General features: G+C 63.1%; 15 protein-coding genes and 1 pseudogene. 8 read left to right on the plus strand and 8 right to left on the minus strand.

The features are described from left to right. Nucleotide 1: 1 nt before the first annotated feature. Both N0Q91_RS26490 and N0Q91_RS26495 read right to left on the minus strand, forming a co-directional pair. Nucleotides 2-916 (minus strand): ABC transporter permease, encoded by a 915-nt coding sequence (locus N0Q91_RS26490; RefSeq protein WP_003532054.1) that lies wholly within the window; start codon nucleotides 914-916, stop codon nucleotides 2-4. An 83-nt stretch (nucleotides 917-999) separates the two neighbouring features. Beyond that, nucleotides 1,000-2,499: an ABC transporter substrate-binding protein gene (locus N0Q91_RS26495; protein ID WP_275599621.1), complete on the minus strand. Its 1,500-nt coding sequence runs from the start codon at nucleotides 2,497-2,499 to the stop codon at nucleotides 1,000-1,002. Nucleotides 2,500-2,815: 316 nt separating this feature from the next. Between N0Q91_RS26495 and N0Q91_RS26500 the strand changes: the two genes are divergently transcribed. Genes N0Q91_RS26500 through N0Q91_RS26510 form a run of 3 tightly spaced genes read left to right on the plus strand, consistent with a single transcriptional unit; the run spans nucleotide 2,816 to nucleotide 6,071 of the window. After that, nucleotides 2,816-4,003: a sialidase family protein gene (locus N0Q91_RS26500; RefSeq protein WP_102761745.1), complete on the plus strand. Its 1,188-nt coding sequence runs from the start codon at nucleotides 2,816-2,818 to the stop codon at nucleotides 4,001-4,003. Continuing rightward, nucleotides 4,003-4,968, plus strand: a complete 966-nt coding sequence (gene pdxA / locus N0Q91_RS26505) for a 4-hydroxythreonine-4-phosphate dehydrogenase PdxA (protein WP_275599622.1) — start codon at nucleotides 4,003-4,005, stop codon at nucleotides 4,966-4,968. The genes N0Q91_RS26500 and pdxA overlap by 1 nt, the downstream gene beginning before the upstream one ends. Further along, the gene (locus tag N0Q91_RS26510; protein ID WP_275599623.1) at nucleotides 4,965-6,071 is read left to right on the plus strand and encodes an iron-containing alcohol dehydrogenase family protein; all 1,107 of its coding nucleotides are present in this window, start codon (nucleotides 4,965-4,967) and stop codon (nucleotides 6,069-6,071) included. Before pdxA ends, N0Q91_RS26510 begins: the two co-directional genes overlap by 4 nt. 58 nt (nucleotides 6,072-6,129) lie before the next feature. Here N0Q91_RS26510 and N0Q91_RS26515 read toward each other — a convergent pair. The 6 genes and pseudogenes from N0Q91_RS26515 to N0Q91_RS26540 form a co-directional block, all read right to left on the minus strand. Next, nucleotides 6,130-6,830: pseudogene (locus N0Q91_RS26515) on the minus strand (FadR/GntR family transcriptional regulator). 3 nt (nucleotides 6,831-6,833) lie between these two features. Next, nucleotides 6,834-7,865: a four-carbon acid sugar kinase family protein gene (locus N0Q91_RS26520; protein WP_275599624.1), complete on the minus strand. Its 1,032-nt coding sequence runs from the start codon at nucleotides 7,863-7,865 to the stop codon at nucleotides 6,834-6,836. Nucleotides 7,866-8,242: 377 nt separating this feature from the next. Further along, the gene (locus N0Q91_RS26525; protein WP_275599625.1) at nucleotides 8,243-9,370 is read right to left on the minus strand and encodes a DmpA family aminopeptidase; all 1,128 of its coding nucleotides are present in this window, start codon (nucleotides 9,368-9,370) and stop codon (nucleotides 8,243-8,245) included. Nucleotide 9,371: 1 nt separating this feature from the next. Next, nucleotides 9,372-10,199, minus strand: a complete 828-nt coding sequence (locus tag N0Q91_RS26530; protein ID WP_275599626.1) for an ABC transporter permease — start codon at nucleotides 10,197-10,199, stop codon at nucleotides 9,372-9,374. Between the two features lie 10 nt (nucleotides 10,200-10,209). Continuing rightward, a complete protein-coding gene (locus N0Q91_RS26535; RefSeq protein WP_275599627.1) occupies nucleotides 10,210-11,112 on the minus strand; it encodes an ABC transporter permease in 903 nt (300 codons plus the stop codon). A 1-nt stretch (nucleotide 11,113) separates the two neighbouring features. Beyond that, complete coding sequence (locus N0Q91_RS26540) at nucleotides 11,114-12,196, minus strand: ABC transporter ATP-binding protein (protein ID WP_275599628.1); 1,083 nt, start codon at nucleotides 12,194-12,196, stop codon at nucleotides 11,114-11,116. A gap of 199 nt (nucleotides 12,197-12,395) precedes the next feature. Between N0Q91_RS26540 and N0Q91_RS26545 the strand changes: the two genes are divergently transcribed. The 5 genes from N0Q91_RS26545 (at nucleotide 12,396) to N0Q91_RS26565 (ending at nucleotide 17,661) form a co-directional block, all read left to right on the plus strand. Beyond that, on the plus strand, nucleotides 12,396-13,421 hold the full coding sequence (locus N0Q91_RS26545) for a polyamine ABC transporter substrate-binding protein (RefSeq protein ID WP_275599740.1): 1,026 nt from the start codon (nucleotides 12,396-12,398) through the stop codon (nucleotides 13,419-13,421). Between the two features lie 49 nt (nucleotides 13,422-13,470). Beyond that, complete coding sequence (locus N0Q91_RS26550) at nucleotides 13,471-14,325, plus strand: MurR/RpiR family transcriptional regulator (RefSeq protein ID WP_100670828.1); 855 nt, start codon at nucleotides 13,471-13,473, stop codon at nucleotides 14,323-14,325. Between the two features lie 96 nt (nucleotides 14,326-14,421). Further along, a complete protein-coding gene (locus N0Q91_RS26555; protein ID WP_275599629.1) occupies nucleotides 14,422-15,261 on the plus strand; it encodes an inositol monophosphatase family protein in 840 nt (279 codons plus the stop codon). A gap of 67 nt (nucleotides 15,262-15,328) precedes the next feature. After that, entirely contained in the window at nucleotides 15,329-15,946 is a 618-nt protein-coding gene (locus N0Q91_RS26560; protein WP_275599630.1) for a dual specificity protein phosphatase family protein, read from the plus strand. Continuing rightward, nucleotides 15,940-17,661: a metallophosphoesterase family protein gene (locus N0Q91_RS26565; RefSeq protein WP_275599631.1), complete on the plus strand. Its 1,722-nt coding sequence runs from the start codon at nucleotides 15,940-15,942 to the stop codon at nucleotides 17,659-17,661. The genes N0Q91_RS26560 and N0Q91_RS26565 overlap by 7 nt, the downstream gene beginning before the upstream one ends. The last annotated feature ends 41 nt before the right edge of the window (nucleotides 17,662-17,702 follow it).

A 17,702-nucleotide genomic window follows, 5' to 3' on the forward strand; every position in this document is an offset into this window, starting at 1 on the left:
CTCAGTGCCGGATGCGAGGATCGAGCAGCGCATAGGCGAGATCGATCAGCACGTTCATGAGGAAGATCGCAATGGCCGTGACGAGGATCGCCGCCAGCACCACGTTGAAATCGCGTTGCAGGATGGAATCGATCATGAGCTTGCCGACGCCGGGAAAGCCGAAGATCGTCTCGACCACGACCGCGCCGTTCAGCAGGCTCGCCGCCTGGTCGCCCACCACGGTGATGACGGGCAGCATCGCATTGCGCAGAGCGTGGATGAAGATGATCGGCCCGGACTTCACGCCCTTGGCCCGTGCGGTCTTCACATAGGCCGAGGACAGCGCGCTGACCATCGAGCCGCGCACCACCTGGACGATGATGCCGAAGGGGCGGACAAAGAGAACCGCGATCGGCAGGATCCAGTGCACAACCGATCCGGTGCCGGATGTCGGCAGGATCGCGAAGTTGATCGAGAAGATGACGATGGCGACGATCGCCAGCCAGAAATCCGGAACGGACGCGCCGATAAGCGAGACCATCGACGACAGCCGGTCGAAGAAACCGCCGGAGCGGAAGGCGCCCAGCGAGCCGACGACGATCGCCGCTCCCGTGACGAGCGTCATCGTGATGACGGCAAGCCAGAGGGTCCAGGTGAAGGCTTCGAGGACGACATCGAGCGCAGGGCGGGCCTTGCGCAGGGATTCGCCGAGATCGCCGGTGACGACATCGCCCACATAACGGGCGAACTGGACGAGGATCGGATCGTTCAGTCCGTGCAGCTCGCGGAACTGCTCCTTCATCTCGGCGGAGGCTTCGACGGGCAGAAACAGGGCTGCCGGGTCGCCGGTCATCCGGGACAGGAAGAATACCATGACGATCAGGCCGATGAGCGAGATCAGGCTTGCGAGCGCACGTTGGCGGATGAATCTGAGCATGGCAGCCCTCGATTTTGCATGAGGCGGCGGGGGTCCCGCCGCCGGAAGTTTCATTTCGAATGGCCGCTCGTCCGCGGTTCAGATCATTTGATCTTGATCTCGGAGAGCTGCAGCATGGAATTCGTCGCCATCGTGGGCTTGAAGTCCAGTCGCTCGGACACCCGCGAGAAACCGACCATGTGGAACAACAGCACATCTGCCACCACGTCGTCATGGACATAGGCGATGAGCTCGGACCAGAGCTTGGCGCGTTCGTCTCCGACGGCAGCCGAGGCACGGGCGATCAGGTCGTCGACCTTCGGATCGGAAAAGCCCGACTGCGTGCCTTCGGAGTCGTATTTGAAGAACATCGAGAAGGAGGGGTCGCCCTTCGAGTTGTCGTGCATCGCGGCAACCAGCTGCGGACCGCGTCCTTCCTTGAAGGGCTTCGAATAATAGACTTCGTGCTCGGCGACTTCTACGAATTTGAGCTCGACCTTGAGCCCGACCTCCTGCAGCTGCGCCTGGATGGCCTCCATGATCTCGGTCACGTTCGGGAAGTTCGCGGTACGCGCGATGATGGTGATCGGCGTGTCTACCTTGACGCCATCGGCCTTGGCCTCATCGATGAGCTTCTTGGCCTGCTCCGGATCGTAGGGGAAGACCTTCACGTCGGGGTTCCAGCCGAGCGTCGGCGGCGGAACGATCGCGGTGGCGAGGACGGCGCTGTCGGGCACCAGCGTACCGAGGAAGGCTTCGCGGTCGATCGCAAGGTTCAGAGCGCGACGGATGCGGACGTCGTTTAACGGCTCGATATTATGGTCGATGCGCAGATAGACGGTCTCGCTGTCGAGATAGGAGAAGTCGGTGGCCGGGTTGGTCGCCTCGGTCTGCGAGATGGACGGCGACAGATCGGCCTCACCGGTCTGGACCATGGCGGCGCGGACCGCAGGATCGGCGCGGAACAGATAGGTCGCCTCGGTAACCTCGGGCTTTTCGCCCCAGTAGTCGTCGCGGGCGGAAAGCACGATCTGCTGTCCGGGCGTCCAGTCGGTCAGCTTGTAGGGGCCGGTGCCGACGGGTTCGCGCACGAATTCCATCGGCGTCTCTTCCGGCACGATCGTCAGCAGCGACAGGAGCAGCGGCAGGATCGGCTGAACCGGATCGACCGTGAAATCGACGGTCGTGTCGTCGACGACGTCGATCTTGATGTTCATGCCGCCGAAATAGCGGCGCGACTCACAGGCATTCTTGTCGCTCATCACGCGGTCGAAGCTGTACTTGACGTCCTTGGCGTTGAAGTCGGTGCCGTCGGAGAACTTCACGCCCTTGCGCAAGTGAAAGCGCCAGCTGCCATCCTCCTTCTGCTCCCAGCTCTCGGCAAGGCGTGGCATCAGGCCCTTGCCCTCGCGAAGGTCGAGCTCGGTCAGGGTCTCGCTGACGTTTTGCATGATGATGCGGCCGATATTGGAGCGCGTGGCCATGCAGGGTTCGAGCAGGTCCGCCTCTTCCGGCAGAACGATCTTGACCGGCCCGGATGCCGCGAAGGCCGGGGCGAGCGCGGAGCCCAGCATCAGGGCTCCCATAATCAGTGTTCTTTTCATTTGCATTCTCCTCCCTCTAGGATCTCGTGTGTGGCGCGGCGACTTCGTTCGCCTCTCTCCATCCGGGCTGCGGCAATCAGCCTCCTCGCCGCTAAGCGCCCTTCTGCCGCCGAATTGCCCAGACCATCCGATTTCTTATCAAGTTTGTCAAATTGTTTTCGCCGTCATCCTGGAATGAAAAATTTTGAAGCAGAAAAAATAGCGTAAAAACAGCAACATGTAGACATTCAAACGCGGGTAAGAATGCGCCGTCTAAAAACAGAAAACTTGACAACTTTCGAAATTCCGCGATTGTCCGATGTATGAGGAGGCTTTCATGACGCCTGACGAAATCGCAAACGCAATGACCGGCAAGCTCCGGGAGACCGGGGGAGGGCGATTGGAATCGCTCCTGCCCTCGCCCATGGTGCAGAACCACGCAGCCTTTCTGCACAGGCTCGAGGACGGAAGTCTCGTCTGTGCCTGGTTCGGTGGGACGCTCGAGGGAAAATCCGACATTTCGATCTTCGCGTCGGTGCTCGCCCCCGGCGCCGCGCACTGGGGCGAGCCGCAGCGGCTGAGTTTCGATGCCGAGCACTCCGAGCAGAACCCGGTGCTGTTCACGGCCCCCGACGGGCGGCTCTGGCTTTTCCACACGTCGCAGCCCTCGGGCAACCAGGACGAATGCCGCATTCGCATGGCCGCAATCGAGAGGGATGCCGCTGATCCGACCAGGCTTGCCGCTTCCGAGGGGCGCTATCTCGACCTGCCGCGCGGTTGCTTCATCCGCGCGCCGCTCGTCATCAGAGATGACGGGGCATGGCTGCTGCCGATCTTTCGCTGCATCCAGCGCCCCGGTCAGAAGTGGAACGGCAGTCACGACAATGCGGCCGTCGGCATTTCGACCGATGGCGGCCGAAGCTGGCAGCTCGCCGACCTCGCCGGTTCGATCGGTTGCGTGCACATGAGCCCGGTGGCTGTCGGCGACACCCGCTACGCGGCTTTCTTCCGCCGCCGCCAGGCGGACCAGGTCTACCGCGTCGAGAGCGTCGACGGCGGGCGGACGTGGAGCCTCCCGGCGCCGACCGACGTGCCCAACAACAATTCCTCGATCGCCGTCGTCCGACTCGGGGACGGCCGGTTGGCGATGATCTGCAATCCGGTGAATGCGGCCCTTTCGGCCGACCGGCGCGCATCGCTTTACGACGAGCTCGGAGACGACGACGGCCGGCCCGACGCCGATCCTTCAGGCGGATGCGTGCCGATCTGGGGCGTGCCGCGGGCGCCGGTGAGCGTCTGCCTGTCGGCCGACGGCGGGCGCACCTTCCCCGACCGTATCGTGATCGAGGACGGTCCGGGGACCTGCCTTTCCAACAATTCGACCGACGGACACAACAAGGAAATGTCCTATCCGTGGCTCCTGGAAGGGGACGACGGCAGTCTGCACGTCGCCTACACCTACCATCGGCGCGCAATCAAATATGTCCGTCTGCCGCCCGGGTGGGCCGACGAGGGGAGAAACTGATGAGCAAGATTATCGGCATCACCATGGGCGATCCCTGTGGCGTCGGACCGGAGATCACGGTCCGGTCGCTTGCTGAGATGTCGGCTGCGGACCGGGAGGCGACCCGCATCTACGGCAACCTCGCGACGCTTGAGGCTGCAAGGGAGGCGCTTGGCCTCTCGGTCGAGCTTCAGCCCTATGTCGTCGACCTTCCGGTCGAGGGCGCGCCGCTCGCCTGGGGAAGCCTTTCGGCAGTGGCAGGCGACGCAGCCTTCCGGTTCATCGAGCGCGCGGTCCGCGATGCCCAGGCAGGCGACATCGGCTGCATCGTCACGGCGCCGATCAACAAGGAAGCACTCAACAGGGCGGGCCATCATTACGACGGCCATACCGGCATGCTGCGCAGCCTGACCGGATCGAGCGCCGCCTATATGCTGCTTGCCTCCGAGCGACTCAAGGTCATCCACGTCTCCACCCATGTGTCGCTCAAGGAGGCGATCGGCCGCGCCACCACCGAGCGGGTTCTTGCCACGATCCGCGCCGGCAACGCGCATCTGAAGCGCATCGGCTACGAGCACCCGCGCATCGCGGTCGCCGGCATCAATCCCCATTGCGGCGAGAACGGCCTGTTCGGCACGGAAGACGATGATCAGATCGGGCCTGCGGTGGCGGCCGCGCGTGAAGAAGGCATCGATGTGCAGGGCCCGATCTCCGCCGATACCGTGTTCCATCGCGCCTATTCGGGAGGCTTCGATCTGGTCGTCGCGCAATATCACGACCAGGGTCATATCCCGATCAAACTGGTCGCCTTCGATACGGCGGTCAATGTTTCCGTAGATCTTCCGATCGACCGCACCTCCGTCGATCACGGGACTGCCTTCGATATTGCCGGAAAGGGTATCGCCAATCACGGCAACCTGAATTCCGCGATCGCCTATGCGCGCAAACTCGTGGCCGGCAAGGCAAGCAGAAAGGCAGCGTCATGATCACGATCCATCAGCCGCGCCGACTCGTCGTCGGCGCCGGAAGCATCGGGGAAGTCGGCGCCTGGGCCGGTCAGGTCGGCTCCACCCTGGTCATCGCGACGCCGGTCACGTCCGGATTTGCCGACAGCCTGAAGCTCTCGGGCAAGGTCGATTTATTCGACGCGATCCCCGGCGAACCGGATATCGCGACACTCGAGGCGGCGCTGGATGCCGCGCGGAAAGCGCGCCCGGACCTGATCGTGGGTCTTGGCGGCGGCTCGGTGATGGATGTCGCCAAGCTGGTCGCGTCGCTCTGGGACTCCGGGCAATCGCTCGCCGATGTCGCCGGGCCCAATCGCGTGGCCGGCCGCAACACGCGCCTTGCGCAGGTCGCGACGACCGCCGGGACGGGTTCTGAGGCCGGGATCCGTTCGCTGATCACCGACCCGGACAAGGGCAGCAAGATCGCGGTCGAAAGTCCGCACATGATCGCCGATCTCGCCGTGCTCGATCCGCAACTCACCTACAGCGTGCCGCCTGCCGTCACCGCGGCGACCGGCGTGGATGCCATGGCCCACTGCGTCGAGGCCTTCACCAACCGCAAGGCCCATACGATGATCGACGGCTTCGCCCGCATGGGGTTCAACCTCGTCGGCAAATATCTCGCCCGTGCCGTGCGCGACGGCGAAGATACCGAAGCGCGCGAGGGGATGATGCTGGCATCCTATTACGGCGGCATATGCCTCGGTCCCGTCAACACGGCGGCCGGGCACGCCATATCCTATCCGCTCGGCACGCTGATGCATCTGCCGCACGGCCTCGCCAATGCGATCATCTTTCCGCATGTGCTCGCCTTCAACCAGCCGGTCGTCGCGGCAAAGACGGCGGAAGTCGCGGATGCCCTGGGGCTTGGCAAAGATCTCTCGCAACGTGATCTGCTGTCGGCCGCGAAAGGTTTCTGCGCCAGCCTCGGCATAGAGATGTCTCTGGCCGCCAATGGCGCGAAGGAGTCCGACCTGCCGCGCTTTGCCGCCGATGCGCATGCGATCCGGCGGCTGATGGACAACAATCCGGTCGACATGAGCGCGGCGGATGTGCTGGAGATCTATCGGGCGGCGTTCTAACGCCTGTTGCGATTGGGGAGATGCTTCCCTCCCTTCGCCTTCCCGGCCGGTTCTGCCTCTACTGTGAGGCCAGGAACAGACGATCGCGCGATCCGGTCAGATGCTTCAGCATCAGCATGCGGGCCTCCTCCGCACTGCCGGCGGCGATGGCATCGGCAATCGCCTCGTGCTCGGCGAAAACCCTGGAGAGGCCGCTGGCCTCTCGCTTCACCGAGATGCCATGGAACTTCATGCCCACGGCGATGTGCTCTTTCAGCGCCTCCATGGCCGTCGAGAAGTAGCTGTTCTGGGCAGCACGGGCGATCGCAAGATGGAACTGGAAGTCGGCATCCTCCCGGTGGGACTGCCGGTTGGTGGCGTCGCGCAGCAGTTCGAGTGCCCGGCGAATCGATGCGAGGCTCGTCTCGTCGTGCCGGAGCGCTGCCGCGGCCGCAGCCGCAGGCTCCAGCGTCAGCCGGAATTCATAGCAGTTCAGGAGATCGGCGACGTTTTCGAGCTGGCCGAAACCGAGCGGCTCGCGAAGGCCCACGGCTCTCACGAAACTGCCCGCGCCACGCCGGGAATAGATGAGCCCCTGGTCCCTGAGGCGCTTCAGCGCCTCCCGGACGATCGGCCGGGATACCTCGAACTCCGTCGCCAGCTCATGCTCCGTCGGCAGACGCTCGTCCGGCTTATAGGCGCCGGACTTGATCGCGCGGTGCATTCTTTCGAACACGATGTCGGGCAGGCCCTTGCGGGGGTCCCTTCCTGCAGTCCCATCGTCTATCTCGCCTCCCCCGTGATTTGCCTTGCGATGTGGCTCAGCGTATCCGGCCCGCCGAAGCCGCCGGACTTGGTGATGATATAGCGGCCGTCGGCGAAGGCCAGCGCCATTCCGGGCATGCATTCGCCGAGGAGGCGGAAACGGGAAACGCCCATTCTTGCCAGCACGGCCTCGGCCGTTGCGCCACCGGTAAGAAGCAGGGTCGTGGCCGCGCCGGTGAAGGCCGGAACGACGCTGTCGGCCAGGTTGGCGGAGACCTCGGCCGGGCTGAGCGGCGTCTCGCCTTCGACCGCCTGAATGATCGTCACCGGCCCGGCTGCCGGGGTGCCAGGCTTCAGCACCCTGCCTCCGACCGCCGGGATATACTCGGCGGGGCGGTTATCGCGCAGCACGTCGACCTGCTCGACGGTGATCGGGTCGCGCGATCCGACGACGATCAATATCGGCTTGCGGGGCAGCGGTATCAGCGGCAGCGTTTCGCTATCCGTCATCCGGTGGGCAAGTGCATCGGCAAGGCCTCTCGCGCCGATCATGAGATCGCAGCCCGCCGTCTCGGCGCTCGCCAATGCGGCGAGCATGTCCTTGCGCGACATGGTATCGGGGATCAATGCGCGAGCCGCATGCCGGCCGAGCCTCTGAGCGACCGGGATAGGCGCCTCCACACCGAACCCCCGGACCTGGCCGTCGACCACGATACGGCCGAAATCGGGGATGGCCGGCGCGACAAGGGCGCTCGAAAACGGGGTAGCGTCGAGTTCGGCCTCGATATTGCCCTTCAGCCTCGAGTCGACCTTCTTGAAAATCCGCGCATCTTCGGGGACGTGCTTCAGGACGTCGAATGTCGCCTTGCGCGCCTCATCCGGGGAAACCTCGCGGGACTTCACGTTGACGACGAGGATGTCCGGTCCGTCCGCCAGTGCAGCATTCACGGAGTCCAGGGCGAGAGCGACTTCCGTATGAAGGCCGCGGCCCGCAAACGGGGCAGCTGAATCAAGGGCACCCGTCAGATCATCGGCGAGAATGACAAGCATGGGGAGACGCTTCAAATCCGATTGTTGTTATCTTAGGTGCCGTATTTTCTACATGTATTGCAAGGATTTGCAAATTTAAATTTACAAATATGCCGCTGGGTGAGCTGCTGATTGCCTTCGGGGATGAAGGCTATGTGGCCCCGTACGGCCACGAGCCGGCCGACGATGCAGCGCATGTTCGCCTTCCGATACCAGAAAGAGGCGGCGTATCGATCGTGACAGTGGCCGATCTGTCGCGGGTTCAGGAGTTCTGCCGGGCTTCTGACGCAGCCCGTCTCATGTGACCTTAAGTTCAGGAGAACCGACGGACGGCGCGGCGCGTCGCTCTCACCGTTGTGAAATTACGCACGTCCGCCCGGAAAGGTTGATCTGCGGCTTCACACTGCAAGGCGGCCGTGCCGTCCGAGCAGGTCGACCAGCGCGTCATGAGGAATCGCGTCGATCTTCAGACGGTCATGTGGCGTGCCGCCGCAGTCCTCCGCCGCCAGCATTGCATTGACGACGGCTTCTTCGACGCTGTCCACCGTCGCCGCGTAGATCGGGTCGAGTTGTTCGTCGTTGACAATCTGCAGGGGCAGCAAAGGTGGCGCGCGATGGAGCATCGGCTGCTTATTGGCGGTCGAGAAGGCGAGAAAGATATCTCCCGAATTGTTGCCGCCAGGCGTTCCGTTGCGGCCGATGCCGATAGCGGCGCGGCGTGCGACCCGCTTGAGCTGGTGAGGCGCCATGGGCAGGTCCGTGGCGATCACGACGATGATGGATCCGCGCTCCTGCAACTGGCTTTGAGGCGTGTTGTCCCGGAGGTGCTTGCCGACCGGCACGCCGCAAATCGTCAACCAGTCCCGCTGGCCGTGGTTTGCCTGCACGAGCGTGCCGATCGTGTAGTCCCGGCCGCCGAAGGAGAGAATGCGCGATGCCGTGCCCGTGCCGCCCTTGAAGCCGTAAGCGATCATGCCGGTCCCGCCGCCGCAATTCCCTTCGGCCACGGGCCCGCGCGCAAGCGCCGCGAGGGCGGCACGCACATCCGCTTCAGAGACCGGCATGCCGTTGATGTCGTTCAGCACCCCGTCATAGGTCTCCGCGATCACCGGCATGAGCCAGAGGAAGTCACCGGTCTCGTAAGTCGAGGCGTAGCGCTCCAGCATCCACCGGACGGTCGTATGATGCGTGATACCGACCGCGTGGGTGTTGGTGATCATCACCGGCCCCAGGAACGTGCCGCCGTCTTCGATCCAGTGCGTTCCGGTCATCTCGCCATTGCCGTTGAAGCGATGCACGCCGGCATAGACCGGGACCGGTGTATCGCTTTGCGCATGCGGGAGGATCGCGGTCACACCCGTGCGCACCGGCAGGTTGCGGCCGGGCCGCGGCGTCTCCTCGCGGATCGTGCGGAAGCCTACGGCGACGCCTTCCACGTCGGTAATGGCATTGTTGGGTCCCGTAGGTCCGAAGAAAGGCAGGCCGAGATCCCGAGCGCGGACTTTGGTCTTGGGCGTCTGATTCATGTTACTTCTGCCGGGAACGGAGGTAGAGGCCGAGCGAGGCGACGACGAAGGAGAAGGTCAGCATCATCACGGCGATTGCGTTTATCTCCGGCTTGATGCCGCGCCGGAGCATGGCGAAGATGAACATCGGCAGCGTCGTCACGTCGACGCCGGCGATGAAATAGGTGATGACCAGGTCGTCCATCGAGATGATGAAGGCGAGGAGAGCGCCGCCGACAATGCCGGGCAGGAGCTGCGGGAATGTCACCTTCCGGAAGGTCGTCCATTCCTTCGCGCCGAGATCGGCCGAAGCATGCTCCAGCGTGCGGTCCATGCCGGCGAGGCGGGCAGAGACCACGATGAAGACATAGGAGATCAGGAAGGTGCACTGACCGATGATGATCGTCTTCAGGCCGAGGTTCACGCCGGCATTCACGAAAAAGATCAGAAGCGCAATGCCGAGCACGATATCCGGCATCAGCATCGGCATGAACATGACGGCCCTGTAGAGGCGCCGGCCGAAAAAATCGAAGCGGTAGAGCCCGATCGCGATCGCGGTTCCGAGGATCGTGGCGATGGCCGTCGTCGAAGCGGCGATGACCAGGCTGTTCCAGACGGCTTGAACCAGCTGGTCGGTCGATTCGATATAGAGCGCGTTCTCCGAGACCGTCGTCTTGAAGCCGAGAACCTGTGCGTACCACTCGGTGGTGAACCCCGTCCACGTCATCATGTTCACGGGGTTGGAATTGAACGAATAGACGGCGATCAAGACCAGCGGGATGTAGATGAAGGCGAAGAACAGCGCGGTATATGCGATCAGGCTGCGTCCGAGGGTAGCGAGGATTTTCATTGCACCTCCTTCAGCGGCCGGTCGCGGCATCGATCCCGCGGCGGCCGGACAGGATCACATGGACGAACAGCAGGGCGAGCATGACGCTCATGACCATCATCGCGAGCGCTGATCCGAAGGGCCAGTTCCGCGCCGAAAGGAACTGTTGCTCGATGAGATTGCCCAGCATCATCACCTTGGCCCCGCCGAGAACCGCGGGAACGACGAAGTTGCCGAGCGCCGGGATGAAGACGATCAGCGCGCCGCCGGCGATCCCGGGCGCCGTCAGCGGCAGGATGATGCGCAGGAAAGTGCGGACCGGCCCGGCACCAAGATCGAGGGAGGCGCGGACGAGCGTCCAGTCGAGCTTTTCCACGCTCGCATAGACCGGCATGAACATGAAGGGAATGAAGATGTAGACCATGCCGAGGATGATCGCGCCGTCGGTGTATATGAGGTCCAGCGGCCGGGCGATGAGGCCCGTGCCGAGCAATACGCCGTTGACGAGGCCGGTCTGGCGCAGGATCAGCACCCAGATGAACAGCCGGACGATAAGGCTGGTGAAAAAGGGCAGGGTGATCAGGAAGAGGCAGAAATTCTTCCAGCGTTCCGAAAGCCGGCTGATGCAAAAGGCAGCCGGATAACAGACGAGCAGTGTCGCGACCACCGTCAGCGCGGCGATCTTCAGGGAACGAAGGAAGATGGAAATGTAGACCGGGTCGAAATCTTCGAACATCGGATCGGCGAATCCGAGAATGCGGCCGTAGTTGTGCGGGTACCATGTCCATTCCACGCCGCCGTAAAGACCGGGCGCAAGGAAACTCGTGACGATCATGATCCCAAGCGGCCCAAGGAAGAAGACGGCGAGGAAAATCGAGACCGGACCGATCAGGACGGCGAGCTGAGTGCGGCGGCGCAGCGCGATCGACGACATGTCAGGCCGCCTCGGCGGGGATCAGATGGACGGCTGAGGGGTCGTAGGCGAGGCGTGCGCGGCGCGATTGTTCGATCTCGCCGATGAGACTGCGGCGCGCGGCCGGAATTTCCGCGATGACACGCCGCCCGGTCGGCATGCGGCCGAAGATTTCGAACACCGAGCCGACGAAGACGATCTGTTCGAGGTCCACGTCAAGGCTCGGGAAGCCTTCGCCGGGACCTGCCAGGAAGAACTGTTCCGGCCGTATAAGCGCCGTTGCCGGTCCGGTGGAGCCCGGCAGCGCATGGGAAATGGCGATCCCGTCATCGGTCACGAATTGCACCCCGTCCGCATGTCCTGCGAAAAGGTTGCTCGCGCCGACGAAGGTTGCCACGAAGCTGCTCTTCGGTCGGTCGTAGACAGCGCGCGGCGTATCGATCTGCTGGATGCGACCGCCGGAAAGCACGGCGACGCGGTCGGACATGGTGAGCGCTTCCTGCTGGTCGTGGGTGACGAAGATGAAGGAAATGCCGAGCTCGTGCTGTAATGTCTTGAGTTCGATCTGCATGGCCTGGCGCAGGTTCTTGTCGAGCGCGGAGAGTGGTTCGTCGAGAAGGAGAAGCTTGGGGCGGGCGATGATGGCACGGGCGAGTGCCACACGCTGTTGCTGGCCGCCGGAGAGTTGGCGCGGCATGCGGCGTTCCAGACCCTCCAGGCCGACCAAATTCAGCGCCTCGGCCACGCGCTTGGCACGCTCCGCTTTCGCCACCCCCGCCACTTCGAGCGCGTAGCCCGTATTCTCCGCAACGGTCATGTGGGGAAAGAGCGCGTAATTCTGGAAAACGGTGTTGACCGGCCGCCGATAGGGCGGCCGCTCCGTCATATCGTCACCATCGATCAGGATCCGGCCGGAATCGAGTTCCACGAAACCGCTGATCGCCTGCAGAAGGGTTGTCTTTCCGCAACCGGAGGGACCGAGCAGAGTGAGGAATTCGTTCCGGCGGACGCTGAGGTCGATCGCCCCGAGCGCCGTCACGCTGTGGCCTTCAGGCGCGGCGAAGGTCTTCGCCGCCTTCTCCAGGCAGACTATGGATTCTCGCATCATCGTTCCCCAAAATGTTATTAAAATAACGCTTGTGCGACTAGGATATATGGATACCATTTGTGCATCCAAGTCAACGGCCGGAAGAAGTCGTGGCGGGAAAAGCCGGTGCAGGGAACGCACGGGCGCACCGAAACTTCAGAGGAGAATTTCGATGACAGCGAATGATCGCGCCGGCACATCCGGACTCCGCGCATGGATGCGCGGCACTGTGTTTTCCCTTGCCGCATTTCTGGCGACGACCGGCCTGGCGTGTGCCGCAGAACTGAACATCTACAATTGGGGTGAGTACATCAATCCGGAGGTGCTCAAGAAATTCGAGGAGGAGACCTCGATCAAGGTCAACCTGTCGACCTATTCCTCCAACGAGGAAATGCTCGCGAAAATCCAGGGCGGCGCGACGGGTTACGACATCGTCTTTCCCTCCGTGCACATGCACGACATCATGGCCAAGCTCGACCTCCTGGAGAAAACGGACATTGGCCGCTACGAGGGCTTCAAGAATATCGATCCTTCCTTCCTGCGGGCCAAGAGCGATCCGGACGGCGAATACTGCCTGCCCTACGCCTGGGGATCGGTCGGCATTTTTTATAACCGCAAAGTGCTCGGCAAGGACATCACCGGCTGGAAGGACCTGATCGCCACGGTCAAGGAGAAGGGGCTGAAGTTCACACTTCTCGACGACATGCGTGAGGTGCTCGCCGTAGGACTCATGCTCAACGGGCACAAGGTCAACTCGGCCGACCCGGCGCAGCTCCAGCAGGCGGCCGACACGATCATCGAAATGAAGCCCTATGTGGCGGCCTTCACCTACGACACGCGGCCCATGGTTCAATCCGGCGACGTCGCAGCCGGCCATTTCTTCGTCGGAGCCATGGTCGACGTCTTCGGCAATCAGAAGGACCTCGGCTACGTAATCCCCGAGGAAGGGGCGACTATGTACCAGGAAGATATCTGTGTCCTGAAAAGCGCGCCGAATAAGGAGAATGCCATCAAGTTCCTCCAGTTCTACACGCGTCCGGAAGTGGCGGCGCTCAACGTGGCGCAGCAGACCAACGGCACCGCCAATGTTCCCGCGCGGCAATTGACCCCCGAGCAGATCAAGAATAGCAAGGAAATCAATCCGCCGGCCGACACGATGGCGCGCCTGCGGATTTTCGAGGATCTCGGGCCGGCGCTCCGTCAGTTCGATCGCGCCTGGACGCGGGTGAAGACGGCGCAGTGATGGCGTACCCGCCCGTCTTTGGACGGGCGGTCCTTTGGAAGAGGGCGACGTGTCGAAACGAATTCTGAAGCTCGTTCAGTCCGACGACCTCAGACGGTCCAAATCCGACAAGCTGATCGCCAACTATATCGAGCGCAACATCGCCGATCTGCCTTTCGAGACGGCGCGTTCGATCGCTCAGAGACTGGAACTCTCGCCCATGACGGTGGGCCGTTACCTGCGCCGCATGGGCTTCGACGGGCTGGATGAGCTCAAGGGCGAGCTGCGCCGCGGCCGGTCGAACCCGGCCTGGCAGGTTAAGGCGCAGGTCGATCGGCTGGAAGAGGACCGGAGAGAGGGCAAACTCCTTGCCCGCCTCATCCAGCAGCAGATCGACAATCTCGGTCAGATATACGAACTCACCAGCGCGCCGGAATGGCAACAGACGATCGAGGCGCTTGTCGGCGCCAGCGAGGTCTATGTCGCCGCCTACCAGAACGTGCGCGGCATTGCACAATATTTCGCGAGCCAGCTCTCCTACACGCGGCCCCGCGTGCAATTCGTCGACGGCCTCAACGGTACCTACGCCGAATTGCTGGACGGCTCGGTCGAGGGGCGTTTGCTGTTCCTCCACGATGTCCGCCGCTTCGCTTCAAAGGCGAAGCCGCTCGCCCTCGAAGCGCGCCGCGCCGGCGTCAAGGTTGTCCTCCTGACCGACGAATTCTGCCCTTGGGGCAAGGACGTTTCCGATGTCTGTCTCGTCGTCCCCGGTTCCCACGGACCGCTTTGGGACGGCGCCGCGACCATGACCGCGGTTATGGACCTCATGTTGAGCAACGTCATCGTCGTGCTCGGCGAGGAGGTGAGCGAGCGGGTCGACACGCTCACCCGCCTGCAGGACATCTTCGGCGATTTCGAAAATTGAACACGCATGGTCAGAGGATTGCGGTTGCTAAACGGGCTTGAACCCTATGAACACGTGTGCAATATTGCGCGCGTGTGCAATGAAGTGGAAGCGCCGGTGAGTCGACAGCCCTATTCCGATGACCTCGATAGTCGTGCAGAACTTTGTCGCGAGATCATTCGCTCAGCCGGCGCATTGACCCTCAAAGGGTTTCATGGCGAGGCCAGGCAGAACGTTTCGATGAAAGGGCCTCAGGACTTCCTGACCGAAGTGGATGCCGCCTCCGAGGCCTATATCCGCCACGCGCTTGCCGCGCATTTTCCGGGCGACAGCTTCTTTGGCGAAGAGGGTGGGGGAGCGATAAGCGACCGGGTCTGGGTGGTCGATCCCATCGACGGCACCGCGAATTTCGCGCGGGGCATCCCGCATTTCTGCATCTCGATCGCCTTTGTCCAAAACGGGGCGACCGAGATCGCCGCGATCTACAATCCGGCGCTGGACGAGCTCTACTTCGCGCGCCGAGGGGCGGGCGCGACGCGGAACGGCGTTCCCATCCGGGTCGCCCAGACCGCCCGCTTCGACGCTGCGTCGCTGGAAATGGGTTGGTCGATGCGCGTGCCGAACACGGCCTATCTCGGCGTCATGGAAGCGCTGCTCGGGATGGGCGCCAATGTTCGCCGCGCCGGTTCCGGCGCATTGGCGCTCGCTTACGTCGCTGATGGCCGCTCGGACGGCTATATTGAACTGCACATGAATTCCTGGGATTGCCTTGCCGGCCTTCTGCTCGTGAGCGAGGCGGGCGGAGTCGTCTGCCCATACCTCGAGATCGGCAGCCTGGATGCCGGTGGCCCGGCTCTTGCCGTGGCGCCCGGCCTCGCATCGGACACGAGCCGCGCCTCGAACATACCCCTGGCCGCATATGCGATGCCGACGGACCGGCAGACGGCTCCGGCCTGAGCAGCGCGCGGACCGGCCGATTGGCGTATTGGAGGCTGACGCGGCGTGGCCGCGAAGAGGAGACTGCATGGATGCACCTGTCCATACCCGACCGGCCATCAGCCTGATTGCCGAGGGACTGGGGCCGCACGGCTCCGCTCTCTACATCGGCGGCAGCGAAGGCGCGCGCGACCTGGGGCTTCTGCGACAAAACGGCATCACGGCCGTCGTCAATTGTGCCATCAACCTCGACATCAACTATGTCGAGGGGCCTTCCGACGAGGCCGATGGCGAGCGCAGGGCGTCCGGCTTCGCGGCAATACGCTACTACAAGATCGGCATGATCGATGACGAGGGCAGCCCCGAAACCATGATGCTGGGAGCCTATTACATACTCGACGGTGCGCTTCGCCAGTCGATGCCGAAGCGGCCCACCTATCCGTTCCGGGACGGCGGAAACATTCTCGTCAACTGCCGCGGCGGACGAAGCCGTTCCGTCTCGCTCGTCGCGCTCTTCCTCCACAAGCAGCAACCGAACCTTTACCCGACGCTTGAAGATGCCGTGGCGGCGATCCGCACGCGCAGGCAATTGATGCCGGACGAATGGTTCGAGACGCCGAAGCCGATGCTCTACGAGGCAGCAAGGAGGGCCTCCGCCTGGATCGACATGATCGAGCGCGAACGGCAGAAGGAGGGGCCATGCTGAAGCGTACCGTGCCGGCCGTCGCCGTAATCGCCGATGCCCATTTCCACGATGTCGAAACGGATTTCGGCTTTGCGAGAGTGGCCGTCGAGGGTCGGGAAATCACCATGCGCAGCTGGGCGGACACCCGGCAATCCACACGCGTCTTCAATGAAAGTGCGGAGGCGTTTCTGGCGGCCCTTGCCGAGGTACGCCGGCGCGGCATCCGTCACGTCGTGCTGCTCGGGGACTATACGGACGACGGCCAACGCGCGACCACGAGCGCTCTGCGGGACATTCTCCATGAGCACGCCGATGCGTTCGACATCTCGTTCTATGCGCTTCCCGGCAATCACGACATCTTCGGGCCGCGGGGCAGGCATCACACAAAACAATTCCTCGGCCGCGACGGCCGGGGCATTCTCGTCACCAGCGATGCGAACCGCGCGGGCAGCGGCGTCACCGTCAGTGACCGGATGTATTGCGAAGGCTATCCGGCGGGCCTCGATCCGATGGCGGCCTTCGGCTATTTCCGCAGGCCCGAATATCTCCATTGGGAGACCCCGTTCGGCACCTCCGATGCGGTCGAAGACCGCCGATACGGGGTGGCCTCACCGGACGGCAGCAATCGCTACGAGTTGATGGACGCGTCCTATCTGGTCGAACCCGAGCCCGATCTCTGGCTGCTGATGATCGATGCCAATGTCTTCGAACCCGTGAACGGGACGTTTGAATGGGGTGAGGAAGCGGCTTTCATAGACAGCACCTCGGGCGGCTGGAACGCGATGATCCGCTTCAAGCCTTTTGTCGTCTCCTGGATCGCCGACGTCTGCGCACGGGCACGGAGGCTCGGGAAGACTCTGCTTGCATTTTCGCACTATCCGGTGCTCGACCCTTTCGATGGCGCGACCGGCGCCGAGGCAGCGCTGTTCGGCGAGACCAACATCGCCCGGCGCACACCCCGAAAGGATGTCGAGCGGGCGCTGCTTGCGGCCGGACTGTCGCTCCATTTCAGCGGGCACCTTCATGTGGAGGGCGTCACGCGCCGCGGCAGCGGCGACCGGTCGCTCACCAATATTGCGGTCCCGTCGCTCGTAGCCTTTCCGCCGGCCTTCAAGATCGCGCATCCGGGAGAGGGGAGCGTCGTCGTGGAGACGGTTGAGCTGTCCGGACTGCCTGCCGACCAGCGGCTCCGCAGCGCCTATGAACGAGAAGTCGCGCTGCTCGGCGAAGAGCCGGAGGCCGCCTTTTCAAGCTCCACTTACGGAGCCTTTCTCAGGGCACACAAGCGGGCACTGGTCAGCCACCGCTATTTTCCCGAGGAATGGCCGCCGGCAGTCGTCGAGCGCGTGGCAGACCTCACGCTCGAGGAGATCGGGTGTCTCTTCACCGAAGAGAGCGCCGGCGGCGCTCCGATTCTGTCCGCTTTGGTGCACGCTTCGGCGATCGACATCGCCGAGCTGAGAAGCCTGCCGATGATCGAGCTCGTCGCCGATTGGTACTGCCTTCGGCAGGGGGCATCGCTCGCTTTGCCGCATATCGAAAAATCGCGGCTGCCCGTCTATCGCTTTCTGGCCGAGCGGTTCGGATGCGAGGCGAGGAGCCGACACGACAGTTCGGTGAAAGGCTTCCTTGGCATATTCCTTGGAGCGTTGGGTCTGTTTCTGGACCGCGCGGAAAATGGCGAGGCGCAGATCGTCGTTGCCTCGGATCCGGTGCAGCAAGACGCTCCGGCGTGAGTGGTCGGATGGCCTATGCGGCGCGGGAAGAGAGGCGCACC

The sequence above is a fragment of the Sinorhizobium prairiense genome (genome assembly GCF_029201645.2).
GTDB lineage: Bacteria > Pseudomonadota > Alphaproteobacteria > Rhizobiales > Rhizobiaceae > Sinorhizobium > Sinorhizobium meliloti_A.

Coding starts and splice junctions, on each gene's coding strand:
- N0Q91_RS26525 (WP_275599625.1), bottom strand. CDS start 9,370: ATGAATCAGACGCCCAAGACCAAAGTCCGCGCTCGGGATCTCGGCCTG.
- N0Q91_RS26520 (WP_275599624.1), bottom strand. CDS start 7,865: ATGCTTGTCATTCTCGCCGATGATCTGACGGGTGCCCTTGATTCAGCT.
- N0Q91_RS26490 (WP_003532054.1), bottom strand. CDS start 916: ATGCTCAGATTCATCCGCCAACGTGCGCTCGCAAGCCTGATCTCGCTC.
- N0Q91_RS26535 (WP_275599627.1), bottom strand. CDS start 11,112: ATGTCGTCGATCGCGCTGCGCCGCCGCACTCAGCTCGCCGTCCTGATC.
- N0Q91_RS26500 (WP_102761745.1), top strand. CDS start 2,816: ATGACGCCTGACGAAATCGCAAACGCAATGACCGGCAAGCTCCGGGAG.
- pdxA (WP_275599622.1), top strand. CDS start 4,003: ATGAGCAAGATTATCGGCATCACCATGGGCGATCCCTGTGGCGTCGGA.
- N0Q91_RS26540 (WP_275599628.1), bottom strand. CDS start 12,196: ATGCGAGAATCCATAGTCTGCCTGGAGAAGGCGGCGAAGACCTTCGCC.
- N0Q91_RS26560 (WP_275599630.1), top strand. CDS start 15,329: ATGGATGCACCTGTCCATACCCGACCGGCCATCAGCCTGATTGCCGAG.
- N0Q91_RS26545 (WP_275599740.1), top strand. CDS start 12,396: ATGCGCGGCACTGTGTTTTCCCTTGCCGCATTTCTGGCGACGACCGGC.
- N0Q91_RS26565 (WP_275599631.1), top strand. CDS start 15,940: ATGCTGAAGCGTACCGTGCCGGCCGTCGCCGTAATCGCCGATGCCCAT.
- N0Q91_RS26495 (WP_275599621.1), bottom strand. CDS start 2,499: ATGAAAAGAACACTGATTATGGGAGCCCTGATGCTGGGCTCCGCGCTC.
- N0Q91_RS26510 (WP_275599623.1), top strand. CDS start 4,965: ATGATCACGATCCATCAGCCGCGCCGACTCGTCGTCGGCGCCGGAAGC.
- N0Q91_RS26530 (WP_275599626.1), bottom strand. CDS start 10,199: ATGAAAATCCTCGCTACCCTCGGACGCAGCCTGATCGCATATACCGCG.